The sequence below is a fragment of the Corynebacterium belfantii genome, from assembly GCF_041898185.1.
Taxonomy (GTDB): Bacteria; Actinomycetota; Actinomycetes; order Mycobacteriales; family Mycobacteriaceae; genus Corynebacterium; species Corynebacterium belfantii.
In genome coordinates this window covers 1,146,707-1,159,724 of record NZ_CP157823.1, presented here as the reverse complement: position 1 = coordinate 1,159,724, position 13,018 = coordinate 1,146,707, and the positions used below count along the sequence as shown (strand labels likewise).

At 52.0% G+C, this 13,018-nt stretch carries 12 protein-coding genes; 4 read left to right on the top strand and 8 right to left on the bottom strand.

Annotated elements, in window-relative coordinates; genetic code table 11:
- Window positions 1–3 precede the first annotated feature (3 nt).
- Window positions 4–495, top strand: coding sequence for a GNAT family N-acetyltransferase (locus ABMV07_RS05950; RefSeq protein WP_088268211.1), 492 nt, complete (start codon window positions 4–6; stop codon window positions 493–495).
- Window positions 496–596: 101 nt separating this feature from the next.
- Here the strand turns inward: ABMV07_RS05950 and gatA are convergent, their stop codons facing one another.
- Together gatA and gatC are read right to left on the bottom strand one after the other, a co-directional pair.
- Window positions 597–2,081, bottom strand: a complete 1,485-nt coding sequence (gene gatA, locus ABMV07_RS05945; protein WP_197690345.1) for an Asp-tRNA(Asn)/Glu-tRNA(Gln) amidotransferase subunit GatA — start codon at window positions 2,079–2,081, stop codon at window positions 597–599.
- Window positions 2,081–2,380 (bottom strand): Asp-tRNA(Asn)/Glu-tRNA(Gln) amidotransferase subunit GatC, encoded by a 300-nt coding sequence (gatC, locus tag ABMV07_RS05940; protein WP_088268215.1) that lies wholly within the window; start codon window positions 2,378–2,380, stop codon window positions 2,081–2,083. The genes gatA and gatC overlap by 1 nt, the downstream gene beginning before the upstream one ends.
- A gap of 249 nt (window positions 2,381–2,629) precedes the next feature.
- Here gatC and ABMV07_RS05935 point away from each other — a divergent pair, with 249 nt between their 5' ends.
- Window positions 2,630–3,292 (top strand): amino acid-binding ACT domain protein, encoded by a 663-nt coding sequence (locus tag ABMV07_RS05935; RefSeq protein ID WP_088268217.1) that lies wholly within the window; start codon window positions 2,630–2,632, stop codon window positions 3,290–3,292.
- Between the two features lie 62 nt (window positions 3,293–3,354).
- Here ABMV07_RS05935 and ligA read toward each other — a convergent pair whose 3' ends face one another.
- Window positions 3,355–5,388: an NAD-dependent DNA ligase LigA gene (ligA, locus tag ABMV07_RS05930; protein ID WP_374064968.1), complete on the bottom strand. Its 2,034-nt coding sequence runs from the start codon at window positions 5,386–5,388 to the stop codon at window positions 3,355–3,357.
- A 96-nt stretch (window positions 5,389–5,484) separates the two neighbouring features.
- Between ligA and ABMV07_RS05925 the strand changes: the two genes are divergently transcribed.
- Window positions 5,485–6,189, top strand: coding sequence for a 3'-5' exonuclease (locus tag ABMV07_RS05925; RefSeq protein WP_088268221.1), 705 nt, complete (start codon window positions 5,485–5,487; stop codon window positions 6,187–6,189).
- A 43-nt stretch (window positions 6,190–6,232) separates the two neighbouring features.
- Here the strand turns inward: ABMV07_RS05925 and ABMV07_RS05920 are convergent, their stop codons facing one another.
- Together ABMV07_RS05920 and mnmA are read right to left on the bottom strand one after the other, a co-directional pair.
- Window positions 6,233–7,300: a hypothetical protein gene (locus tag ABMV07_RS05920; RefSeq protein ID WP_196981429.1), complete on the bottom strand. Its 1,068-nt coding sequence runs from the start codon at window positions 7,298–7,300 to the stop codon at window positions 6,233–6,235.
- Between the two features lie 28 nt (window positions 7,301–7,328).
- A complete protein-coding gene (gene mnmA, locus ABMV07_RS05915; protein WP_088268225.1) occupies window positions 7,329–8,429 on the bottom strand; it encodes a tRNA 2-thiouridine(34) synthase MnmA in 1,101 nt (366 codons plus the stop codon).
- Window positions 8,430–8,585: 156 nt separating this feature from the next.
- On the opposite strand from mnmA, the gene ABMV07_RS05910 reads away from it, so the two are divergent.
- Window positions 8,586–9,434, top strand: a complete 849-nt coding sequence (locus tag ABMV07_RS05910) for a spermidine synthase (protein WP_196977714.1) — start codon at window positions 8,586–8,588, stop codon at window positions 9,432–9,434.
- Here the strand turns inward: ABMV07_RS05910 and ABMV07_RS05905 are convergent.
- The 3 genes from ABMV07_RS05905 to ABMV07_RS05895 all read right to left on the bottom strand — a co-directional run bounded on the left by ABMV07_RS05905 (window position 9,431) and on the right by ABMV07_RS05895 (window position 12,925).
- Window positions 9,431–10,567 carry a cysteine desulfurase family protein gene (locus tag ABMV07_RS05905; RefSeq protein ID WP_374064967.1) on the bottom strand — a complete coding sequence of 379 codons (1,137 nt, stop codon included), beginning with the start codon at window positions 10,565–10,567 and terminating at the stop codon, window positions 9,431–9,433. The two genes, ABMV07_RS05910 and ABMV07_RS05905, sit on opposite strands and share 4 nt — an antisense overlap.
- A 592-nt stretch (window positions 10,568–11,159) precedes the next feature.
- A complete protein-coding gene (locus tag ABMV07_RS05900) occupies window positions 11,160–12,113 on the bottom strand; it encodes an electron transfer flavoprotein subunit alpha/FixB family protein (RefSeq protein ID WP_196977713.1) in 954 nt (317 codons plus the stop codon).
- A 17-nt stretch (window positions 12,114–12,130) separates the two neighbouring features.
- Entirely contained in the window at window positions 12,131–12,925 is a 795-nt protein-coding gene (locus tag ABMV07_RS05895) for an electron transfer flavoprotein subunit beta/FixA family protein (RefSeq protein WP_162495030.1), read from the bottom strand.
- Between the last annotated feature and the right edge of the window lie 93 nt (window positions 12,926–13,018).

Here is a 13,018-nt window from a genome sequence, read left to right as displayed (position 1 = left end):
ATCATGTCAGCTTCAGAATTCACAATAGTGCCCACAACTGAATCCGATAGAACGTATATTGCTCGGCTCAATTTCCTTACCGATGTTTTCGGTGATGAGCATGCCGACATTGGGGCTGATTTCTTAGAGGACTGCCGTTTTTACGTCAAACAATGGGATCCCACCAACGGCGGCCTCATTGCTTGGTCACCTAAAATGATCCCAGCCGGAGGTGCATGGCTTGTTTGGGGAAATAACAACGACCATGGCTATGGTTACGTATCCGAATACATTCCCGAGGTTGCTATCGCTGTCGAACCACGTTATCGAGGCAAGGGCGTAGGCAGTATTTTGCTCAATAAGTCCCTTGAACTTGCACGAACCCTTGGTGCACTTGGGCTGTCACTGTCTGTTGACGACGGAAATCCACGCGCAAAAAAGCTCTACGAATGGCTCGGGTTCCAGCATATCCGTCACTCTGATGCTGGGTTTAGCATTATGTGCTACCGCTTCTAACACTCATTATTGTTAGCGGAAATAGCACAAGGCAGCGCTCACAGTTTTTATGAGCGCTGCCTTGTTAAGTATTAAGAGCTCCTAGCTACGAAATACTAAAATTACTTCTGACCAGCCTCGAATGCCGCGCCTACCTTGTAAAGACGATCATCTTGGAAGGCAGGAGCCATAATCTGCAAACCAGTTGGAAGCTGAGAATCAGGCGCCAAACCAGATGGCAAGGACATACCGCACAAACCAGCAAGGTTGAGCGGCAAGGTGCACAAGTCAAAGTTGTACATTGCCAATGGATCAGATACCTTCTCGCCAAGTTTGAAAGCAGTGGTTGGAGTCGTTGGGGAGACCAACACATCGCACTTCTCATAGGCCGCTGCGAAGTCTTGTGCAATAAGAGTACGTACTCGCTGTGCCTGCAAGTAATACGCATCGTAGTAGCCAACAGACAAAGCATAAGTGCCCAAGATGATACGACGCTTAACCTCTGGGCCGAAACCTGCCGCACGAGACAAGGACATGACTTCTTCCGCCGAGTGCATACCGTCATCGCCCTCGCGCAAACCGTAACGCATGCCGTCGAAACGCGCGAGGTTGGAGGAAACTTCACATGGAAGAATCAAGTAATACGCTGCCAATGCGTCATCAAAGTGAGGGCAATCAACCTCAACGATTTCTGCCCCCTGAGCAGTAAGCTGCTCAACAGACTTGTGGAACTGCTCCAAAACGCCTGGCTGGTAACCTTCACGATCAAATTGCTTGACCACACCGATCTTGGTGCCTTTAAGATCACCGCGAGCACCTTCGCGTGCAGCTGCTACCACAGGAGCTACCGCACGATTAACACTGGTTGCATCGTACTTATCGTGACCAGCAATGACTTCGTGCAGCAATGCTGTATCCAAAACGGTACGTGCAGTAGGGCCGCCTTGGTCGAGCGAAGATGCACAAGCCACTAGGCCGTAGCGAGAAACCGTGCCATAGGTTGGTTTGACACCCACAGTGTTAGTCAAGGCTGCTGGCTGGCGAATCGATCCACCGGTATCAGTGCCGATACCCAATGGCGCCTCGCCAGATGCAAGTGCAGCTGAGGTGCCGCCACCGGAGCCGCCTGGGGTGCGCTCGATATCCCATGGGTTCAAAGTTGGACCATAAGCGGAGTTTTCCGTAGAAGAGCCCATGGCAAACTCGTCCATGTTGGTCTTACCCAAGATAGGAATTCCCGCCTCGCGGATCTTCTTGGTAACGGTGGCGTCGTAAGGAGCAACATAGCCTTCGAGCATCTTGGAGGCACAGGTGGTTGGTGCGTCGGTAGTAACGAAGACGTCTTTCAACGCTAGTGGGACACCTGCAAGTGCTGATGCTGGGGCTTCTCCCTTATCCAAGGACGCATCGACGGCATCTGCTGCAGCCAGTGCTTCCTCAGCTCCTACGTGGAGGAACGCATGGAGAGTTCCATCAACATCATTAATGCGGTCCAAGTGTGCTTGGGTAACTTCACTAGAGGTTACTTCGCGGCTGTGGATTTTTTCTGCCAGTTCGGCAGCGGACAAGGAGGTAAGTCCGGAATCTGGTACGAGGTATTTACTCATTAATCTTGCTCCCCCAAAATCTGTGGCACAACGAAGCGCTGCTGGTCGACGGCTGGTGCTTGATCAAGCGCCTGTTCTGGAGTGAGGATCTGTTCGACGACGTCCTCACGCATCGTGGTTTTAATAGAGTGCGGGTGGCTCATAGGCTCCACGCCTTCTGCTGCTACCTGCTGCACTGCGCTCACGTTTCCGATAATTCCGTCGATTTGCTCGGCAAATTGATCCAGTTCTTCATCAGTCAACGCCAAACGAGACAGCTTGGCCAAGTGGGCGACTTCATCGCGCGAAATCTCAGGCACTACGTCGATCCTTAACTCACGTTGGGGTGTTGTTCTACATTCTCAAAGACGCCTTCATTCAAAGACGCATCCGACTTACAACATACTACTGCACCCTCGATATATTCCGACCTTGTACCCCTTGTGATTGCTAAACTGCCCACATACTGTTGTTTAGTACAGATCTTATTAACACATCCCCAATAAAGTGCAGTGCTCATTTTCTGTTTTATGAATGGTTCACTGCAAAACAGAGGCGCTGATTAACAAATGTCCTATCTCATCCGTGTGCAAATTCCCGATGAACCAGGAAGCCTTGGCCGTGTCGCTGAGGCAGTAGGTCTTATCGGGGGCAATATTTCTTCCGTTGATGTTGTCGAAACGTTTAGTGACGGTACCGTAACTGATGACATGGTCGTGGAGCTTCCCGCAGGCACCATGGCTGATGAGCTGATCACGGCAGCACATGAGGTCGAAGGTGTAGAGGTTGACTCCATCCGCCCATTTTCTGGGCGCGTTGATAGGCGTGGTCAGATCGCTATGTTGGCATCTGTCGCAGGAGCTTCATCTAATTCGGCACTGCTAGCTGACATGGTCAATAAGATGCCACAGGCCCTCACCTCGTCGTGGGCGATCTTGTTGCGCGCAGAAAATCCCGTTACCCGAGTGACCGCTTCCGATGGAGCACCGGCTGACGACGGCTCCAATCCTTCCGCCCTACCGATCGAACAGGCGCGTATTTTACAACCAGAAAAAGAATCGTGGATCCCTGAAAGTTGGGCCATCTTAGATTCTTCACTCATTGCTGCACCGCTGACCGGAACCGATCTTGTATTGGTGATCGGACGCGTAGGCGGCCCAGATTATCTGTCCAGCGAAGTTGAGCACATCGGAAACCTAGGAAAGATCCTCGGTAGCCTGCTCAAATACTAAAATAACTCAGCACGCCCTCCGAAGCACTTTTTATCACTTCGGAGGGCGTGCTGTTTTATGCCCTAGACGGTGCCATTTGCTAACAACTGTTTAAACTTGTCTTCGTTGAGGATGCGCAATCCCAGATCACGGGCTTTCGTTTCCTTGCTACCTGCGTTTTCGCCTACTACAACATAGTCTGTCTTTTTGGACACGGAACTGCTTGCTTTACCACCACGAGAAACAATTGCCTCTTTAGCGGAATCCCTGGAAAAATCGATCAATGAGCCAGTCACTACAATGCTCAATCCTTCTAGAACTTGGTCAGGGATATCTGCATCAGAATCCGCCATTGTGACACCAGCATCAGCCCATACTTCTACGATATTTCTGTGCCATGGCGCGTCAAACCACTGCGCGAAACTCTGCGCGATAATCGCACCAACGCCCTCAGTATTAGCAATGTCGTCCACATCAGCAGCCCGTAATGCTTCGAGGCTTCGATACCGTGCCGCAAGAGCTCTGGCTGCGGTTGGTCCAACATGTCGGATCGACAGTGCAACGAGAACACGCCACAGATCCGTATGCTTTGCAGACTCAAGGTTGGCCAGCAACTTCTCACCAGTTGCGTTAAGCGCACCGGCTTTGGTGGTGTACACCTTGGTGCGTTTAAGATCGTCTTCCGTCAGGTTAAACAGCTGGGCTTCGTCGATAAGCACGCCGGAGGCAATAAGATCCTCAGCTCCTTTTTCTCCCAAGGCTTCGATGTCAAATGCGCCGCGTCCAGCTAGATAAGTAAGACGTGAGGACAACTGCGCTGGACATGATTGGGAGTTCGGGCATCGCCAGTCGGCATCGTCTTCTTTTTGTGGCGCTAGGCGTGTTCCACATGTTGGGCATAGTGTCGGAAAAATAAATTCGCGTTCGCTACCGTCACGTTTTTCAACAACAGGACCGAGAACCTCTGGGATCACTTCGCCAGCTTTGCGAATAACCACGGTATCGCCGATAAGAACGCCTTTTCGTTTTACTTCGGTCTGGTTATGCAACGTAGCCATCTCTACGGTGGATCCAGCAACGAACACAGGCTTCATGACCGCGAATGGTGTCACCCTGCCGGTACGACCAACGCCGACTTGAATATCAAGAAGCGGTGTGGTGACTTCTTCTGGAGGATATTTGTAGGCGATTGCCCAGCGAGGCGCGCGAGCGGTGGCTCCTAGCGCGTGCTGTTCTGCAAAGGAATCGATCTTGATAACTAACCCGTCCATCTCATGGGTCGCATCGTGACGATGCTGTGCCCAGTAGGTCACGCGCTCATGAACTTCTTGAGCCGAGTGAACACGTTTTGTACACGGCGATACTGGCAGACCCCATGCTTCTAGGGCTTTATATGCATCGAACTGACTATCTGCTTCAAATCCTTCTGAAGCACCAATTCCATGACAAATCATCTTCAGACAACGTTTGCGAACGGCCTCAGTATCTTTTTGTCGCAGCGATCCAGCAGCGGCATTACGTGGGTTTGCGAACGGCTTTCCGCCTTCTTTTTGGCGTTGTTCATTGACTAAAGCGAAATCCTCTACGGCAATGAATACCTCGCCGCGAATTTCGACAAGTTCTGGCACGGGGTATGCATCAGAATGTTGAAGACGATGCGGGATGTCCTCAATAACTTTGGCGTTAGCAGTAACATCTTCTCCTACCCGACCATCGCCACGAGTAGCCGCCCGCTCAAGACGCCCAGAACGATAGACCAAATCGATAGACAGACCATCGATTTTAAGCTCAGTAAGATACGTAGCACTGGGGGTTCGCTGCAACCAATCATCAAGCTCGGCAGCGTCAAAAACATTGTCCAGACTGAGCATGCGCTCAAGGTGCTCAACATTGTCGAAAGAACTCTGTTCAATTGGAGCGCCGACTTCTAAAGTGGGGCTCTCTGGCACAGCTAATTCTGGATGTTGCTGTTCTAATTGCTGCAGCTGGCGAAAAAGCTGATCAAACTCCGCGTCTGAGATTTCAGGAGTGTGGTTGTAATAGGCATCTCTATAGTGACGCACTCGTTCGGCAAGGTCGTCCCACTGGCGGCGTAGGTCAGCGAAATTATCAGTCACGCAGCCCAGTGTAGCGGGGTAGGCAATTGCCGTGTTAACAACGCTTTTCGACGCCCAGTTACCCCCATGTCACGGTTATTCTCTAGGGTAAGCGTTATGAATAACGTTGCAGCTCCCGACCAGTCTTTTAATCCCGCACATGTTTTGAGTTTTGATCTAGAAACCACATCGGCCAATCCAATCGAAGCACGAATCGTTACGTCTGCGTTGGTACGAATTGATAGTTCTGGCGCCCATCCTGTGGAGTTACTAGCTGATCCAGGAGTAGAAATCCCAGAAGCTGCCAGCAAAGTTCACGGAATTAGCACAGAGTATGCCCGTGAACACGGCGAACCACACGAGGCCGTGCTCAAACGCACCGTTGATGAAATCTATGCTGCATGGGAAGAAGGATTCACCCTTGTGGTGTACAACGCACCGTACGATTTGACGGTATTGCGCCAGCTCACCGGAGATTTTGTTGTTAAAGGGCCGGTGTACGACCCATATTTGATTGACCGCAGTATGGATCGTTTCCGTAAAGGAAAGCGTACTCTGACCGAATTGTGTTCTGTTTATGGTGTGCGGATGGACAATGCTCATGAGGCAACCTCTGATGCCTTAGCCGCTGCCCGTATTGCATGGATGCAGGCGAAGAAATGCTTTAAAGACGAGCTAGCGGCCTACTCACATGATGAATTAATGGAGTATCAAGCAGTTCAGTACTACGAGCTACAAAAAGACATGAAGAAATACCTCGATGGGCTTGGCCGAGATACATCAACTGTCAATTTCGGGTGGCCGATGCAAAATTCGCGCTAGTACGCGACCAAGCGGAGCCACCTCGGGTGGAGCGCTGAGAGATTTAAAGATCACCTGCATCTTCACGCAGCATCGTGTGTACCCGCACGATGTGCTGGAGGTGTCGGGCAACATCGAGGATCGTAGGCGGCAGCGTGAAAAGCTGTTGCGTTACAGAACTTGTCTCCAAAACAGAACGGTCAAGCCCCATTTCGTCGATCAGCTTGGCCAGTTGAATAGCAGCGTGGCGGTCTGGGTCTTCAGCAAGCTCTCTTACCGGTGTTGGTGAAGACAAAACTGGAGCCGGCAATGCCCACATGATGCCTACGCCACTCGAGAGCGCATCACCGCAGGCATCGAGAGCTTCCGTGCCGCAAAGGTCACGAGAATTTATCACCATCGATGTGGCTCCTGCCCCTCGCATCAGCTCGATAGCGGCAGCCGTAGATTCAGGTTGCTGCACTGTAGCTCCCGACCTTGCACTAAACACAACCGTGGAGTGTTCATGAGACTGCACCGAGCTCACCAGCGGTGCTAGTACTTCAACTAGGTCTTTTACATGGACGGCGCGAATAACATCAAAATCCGTAGTACCTGGTACCACGCCTTGCATCAAAGCAACTGCATCGGGCTCGTGAAGGTGCACTACCGTCTGTGCCCCAAAACGGCGCTCAAGATCCCCGCAATGATCATCGATAGCCTCAGCCATGATGGCTGCAATGTCACGCACTGCGCCTCGATCGGTGACCGCACGGTGCCCATTCGCTAGCTCAATCCGAGTAGCCAGCGACCACGGCCCCATAAGCCTAGTTTTTATTAGTGGAGTATTCCCCCATTGCTGCTCAAGATCATCAAGATCGCGTTCAACCCCATCCCACAACCTACGAGTAGCAATTTGAGGACGCGTACTAAGCCGCCACGACCGCGGACCTTTTTCCACAGGCAATTCCGGTAACATCGCACAGGTTCGGCCAACTAATTGATCTGTCACACCACGCTGCACCAGCTCAGGCAGAACCATACAGTCACCAGTCTCCCCCAAGATCACATCAGCAGCTTGGTAAAGATCAAGCCCTGGCATTGGACCCAACGCGCACGCGACCGATTCCAAGAAACCTACAGACTCCGCCATGGCGTGACCCAACCTCTTTCCCACATCGCTACTGGTTTTCAGTGGCACAAATCGTGCCAGATCCTAGGACAATATCGCCATCGTCATCAGGAAGATAGATCACGGCTGCTTGACCTCGAGCCACGCCAGACAACGGGGTATGCAACTCCACTCGCATGGTGTCGTCACTCTCGTTGACCGTCACGCTACAAGCAACCACACTGCCATGGGCACGAACTTGGACTTCAGCCTCAAAGCTACCTGTCATAGCTGGGTGCAAATACTTCAGCCGATCAGCAGTCAACGCAATCACCTTCAGATCCTCACGCGATCCCACAGTAACCGTTCCCGTTACTGCATCAATATCAGTAACATAGCGTGGCTTTCCATCAGCAGCAGGCTGCTTAATATCAAGCCCCTTGCGCTGTCCAATGGTGTAATTCCATGCCCCATCGTGTTCTTTCAGCTCATTGCCATCAGAATCCACAATCATTCCAGAACGTAGCCCAATATGGCGTCCCAAAAATGCCTGGGTGTTGCCATCTGGAATAAAGCAGATGTCATAAGAATCCGGCTTCTTAGCCACCGAAAACCCCATGGCAGCAGCTTCTTCCCTGATCTTTGGCTTCACGGTGTCGCCTACGGGGAACATACAATGCGCAATCTCATGAGCTCCGAGGACTCCCAGCACATAGGACTGGTCTTTGTCTGGATCAATCGAACGCCGCAGATAGCCATCGCCACCATCGACCGGCTGCGTCAACCTCGCGTAATGCCCAGTAACTACCGCATCGAAGCCCAACGCGATGCCGCGTTCGAGGAGAGCGGCAAACTTGATCTTCTCATTGCACCGCAAGCAGGGATTCGGAGTTTCTCCAGCCTCATACGAAGAGATGAAATCATCAATCACATCTTCTTTGAAACGATCTGAAAAATCCCAGACATAAAACGGGATACCAAGCTTATCGCATACGCGGCGCGCATCCGCAGAGTCCTCCAACGAGCAACATCCTCGTGAAGATTCCCTCACCGTTTGCGGATCTTGAGATAAGGCAAGGTGTACACCCACCACATCGTGTCCGGCTGCGACTGCACGGGCGGCCGCCACTGCGGAATCGACGCCACCGCTCATTGCTGCTAGAACTCGCATGGGAATCTCTTACTCCTACTTTGTCGGTGCTTGATATCCAACTAAAACCACCACGGTAGCCTAGTCTTTTTCTCACCGTGGTAACAATTTGCTGTCATGTGCACAGTTACCCCAGAATCCCGTGTTCTAACACTAACCGCGTAGCATCGAGTGATTATGGGAAGAAAAAGCAAGAATAGTTCTCAGTCGCAAGCGCACGGGCCAGTTCCTGGGGTGTATCCGACAACGACAGGTGAAGTAGAGCTTCGTGCCGATTCTTTTTTGCCCCATGCGTTCGAGGTTTACGTCAATGGAGTCCCATCCAGCCATATCGCCCAAGATCCTGAGCAATTGGAATATGAATATATGCGCTGGATCGCGGCTATCGTCGATTGGTTTGTTACTACCCATAGCGATCCGAAAAAACTACGTGTAACGCACTTAGGCGGCGGTGCCTGCACACTCGCCCGCTACGTATGCCACCGCTACTCAAATGCGCGTAACACGGTGGTGGAACTCGATGCAACCTTAGCCACGCTGGTGCGGGAATGGTTTGATTTGCCTCGATCTCCTCAGCTCAAGATCCGTGTTGGCGATGCTTGGGAAGTAGCCCAAACATTTGTGCCTAGCTCCCGCGATATCATCATTCGCGATGTTTTTGCAGGTAATCAAACTCCCCGTCGACTCACCACAGTCGAATTTTTTCAACAATGCCACCAAGCGCTTTCTCCTGGTGGACTTTATGTAGCAAACTGCGGCGACCATCGCGACCTCAACGTTGCAAAAGCGGAAGTGCAAGGTTTGCGTGAAGTTTTCGATCACGTTGCCTGCATCGCTGATCCTGCTATGTTGAAGGGACGCCGCTACGGCAACATCATTTTGATTGCCACGGACGCCCAGCTCCCCACAGATCAAGACCAACAAGCATTAACACGCCTACTTCTCGGCGGCGGAGTACCCGCCCAATTTAAGGGTGACAACTGGACAAAGAATTTCAGTTCCTCATCCACCGCACGACACGATTAAGCCATTCCTGCAAAACGGGCACGGGCCACGACGTCAGGAAGCTTCGCGATAAGCGTATCGACGTCCTCCTCGGTCGTGGTGGCACCAAGTGTAAAACGTACCGCGCTTCGAGCAGTAGATTCTGAAATTCCCATCGCAAGAAGCACATGGCTGGCCCTATTTACTCCGTTGGAGCAGGCAGAACCTGTTGAAGCCTCAAGCCCCAAAGAATCCAACAACATGATGAGGCTATCGCCTTCCGCGCCCGGGAAGGACAAATGAAGGTGCCCTGGCAGACTATGTCGAGGGGTATGGATAACGGTGTCGTCGATTGTAGCGACGACGTGGTCGCGCAGCTTATTAACGAGATACCGCAACCGTGTATTTTCTTCGTCGATCTCGTGAACCGCTTCTGCTAGTGCGGCTGCAGTTGCTGCCGCCCCGGCTACGTCGACAGTTCCCGAGCGAATACTGCGTTCTTGCCCGCCGCCGAACATAACAGGTTGTGGCGCTGGCGAACGCCGTGCAAGTAGTAGGCCAACCCCACGCGGCCCTCCAAACTTGTGAGCACTGGCAGCAAGTGTCGTAGCGCCCAATTCATCGAAATTGATGTGCTGGTGCCCTACCAATTGTACTGCATCAACGTGGACTGGAGTGTGTACCTCCTTGGCGGCTGCGATGACATCTTCAATAGGTTGAATCGCACCAGTTTCATTATTTGCCCACATGACCGCTGCGACAGCGGCTGGTGTGCTTAACGCTTCAACATTCACAATCGCCCCGTGAGAGTCAACGGGAAGGAAATCAACGTTGGCGCCGTCTGCTTCCAGTGCTTTGACTGTTTCTAACACGCCTGGATGTTCAATTGCTGTGGTCACAATCCGGTTGGGAGCTTGCCCCTGGCGGGCCTTCCATAAGCCGTGGACCCCAATATTGTCGGATTCGGTGCCCGAGGCTGTGAAAATCACTTCGATTGGCTCACAGCCCAACAACTGGGCGATCTGTTCACGTGCCGTATCGAGCACGCTGCGAGCAGCACGGCCAGAAGCATATTGACTGGCAGGATTAGCCATGCCTGCATACTCAAGCCATGCAGTACGGGCTGTCTCACGGATCGGAGTTGTTGCGGCATGATCAAAGTAGCGAGTCTGCATGGTGAGGTAGTTTACTACCGTCTCATGTTCACCCTGCGTCCACGCCGCGATAGTGGCTGTTCGGCCGGGTGAGGCTGAGGTAACGATGCTGGATTATTCCGGCGCACTAATTCTGAAAAAACTTGCACACTTACTAGGAGTGCAACGATGGCACATGCAGCACTGGGGCGTTGCCATGGGCTCAACCACGCGAAACCGGATGCCACAATGCATACAGCACTGGATAAAAAGAAAAGCTTTGTTCAGTTCAATCTTTTTTAATCACGACAACGCTTTATCGCGATGTTGGCCGCTAAATTCTCGATAGTCTTCTGCGATAGTGATCGCAGTGAACACTACGACAAGCCACCAGATCCATGACTTGGTCACCAATGCATAAAATATGCACAATGAATGTGACAAGGCCCGTGATTACCATGCGGATACGAAACATCCACGTGATCCGATCAATCATCACGACGCTATTCTTTCATCGTGCTTGATATGTGATACCTCTATCAAAGCGCATAGAAAGCCGCTATGGGGTGCTAAAACACCGAACGCAGGCTATTTCCCAGTCAAAATAACCCACGTTTGGATATACCGCTACTTTTTAAGAGCGTTGATCAATTTCTTTGACGAGCAACGGTGCGATCTCATGAATATCACCGACGACTCCAAGATCTGCAATCTGGAAGAATGGCGCATCTGCGTCGTTGTTGATAACGACAATTTTCTTCGATGTCTGCATGCCTGAGGTGTGCTGGATAGCTCCGGAAATGCCCAAACCGATGTACAGATCCGGAGAAACGGTGACTCCCGTTTGTCCCACCTGGTATTGCGCTGGGTAGTATCCCAGATCTACTGCATCGCGGGTAGCTCCAACGGCACCGTTGAGGGCATCAGCAAGTGGCTCGACAATGGAGGCGAAGTTTTCTGCGGATCCCACGCCTCGACCACCAGCGATGACGACCTTCGCAGTGCTCAGATCAGGTCGATTACCCTGAGCTGCTGGGGTAAAGGAAGTAACCTTGACGTCTTTGACACCGGCTGCAGGAATATCCATCACAGATACTGCTGGCTGCGATGGCGCCGGAGCGGCCTCCACAGCACCTGGACGCAAAGTATAGATCGGGCTCGCACCGCCCACAGCTGCGGACACATCAACGGTATCGCCGAAAATCGACATCACAGCTGTGCGATCTGCGTTCACGCCTACAACATTGCATAGAACTCCGGAAGCCAAACGGGCTGCCAGACGGCCCGCAATTTCGTTGCCATGAGCTCCGGAATCCAGCAGAATTGGGCCCGGTTGGGCGGCTGCCAGCATAGACAGCGCATCAGCCTGTGGAATAACAACTCGACTGTCCGCATCTGCGACCTGCGCGGCCACAACGGCCGTTGCGCCGTATTCAGAAATTTGGCTAATCAGTGCTTCATGGCTGCCCGATGTGCCAACCACCACTGCCGTTACATCACCTAGCGAACGGGCAGCGGTGATGAGTTCTCCGGTTGCAGGAAGAACCTGACCATGTGCGTGCTCTACGAGGACATAAACAGTAGACATATCTGTTCTCCTAAACCTTAAATAAGCTTTTCCGCAGCCAAGAAGTCTGCAATCTTTGCTGCTGCTTCAGCAGAGGACGTGTTAATAACTTCACCGGCAACGCGGGCTGGTAGTTCTGCTGCAGCCGTGACTACGGTAGCTGCGTGTGCCAATCCAACTTGTTCAGGTGCTACACCAATGGACGACAGCGCCATACGGGTAATCTCCGCCTTTTTCGCCGCCATAATGCCTTTGAAATTAGGGAACCGTGGTTTATCAGCTTTTTCGGTTACAGAAATAATCACAGGCAGTGGTGCCTCGACCGCAAAATCACCATCATGAGTTTCGCGGATGCCTTTGACCACGCCGTCGGCTAAAGCCACGGAACGTAAATGTGTTAATGCAGGCTGTTGACGATATTCACTCAAAATTCCTGGGACAGCACCCATTGAGCCATCAGAAGATGCAGAGCCAGTAATAACCATGGCAACGTCAGGGATTTGGTTAATCGCGTTATGCAATGCCCAGGCAGTACCCAAAACATCGGAGCCTGCGAGGTTATCGTCGGAAAGCAACACCGCACGATCTGCGCCCATGGCCAATGCCTTACGTAAAGCTTCTTCAGCATTTGTTGGGCCTAAAGACAACGCCACGACTTCATATCCAGCATCTGGGTTGTCGTCGCGAAGCCGCAATGCCTGCTCCACTGCGTACTCATTAATCTCATCGATGACTGAATCCACATTCGTGCGATCCAACGTGTAATCAGCCTCGAGCTTTTTCACCGACCACGTGTCGGGAACATTTTTGACCAGAACCACAATAGCGGGCATCGGTGCCATTCCTTCCTCATTGTGCGCACCAACACTATCGCAGTGCTCGTACGTATAGATGAACATCTATTTGTTTTTTATAGCGTGATTGAA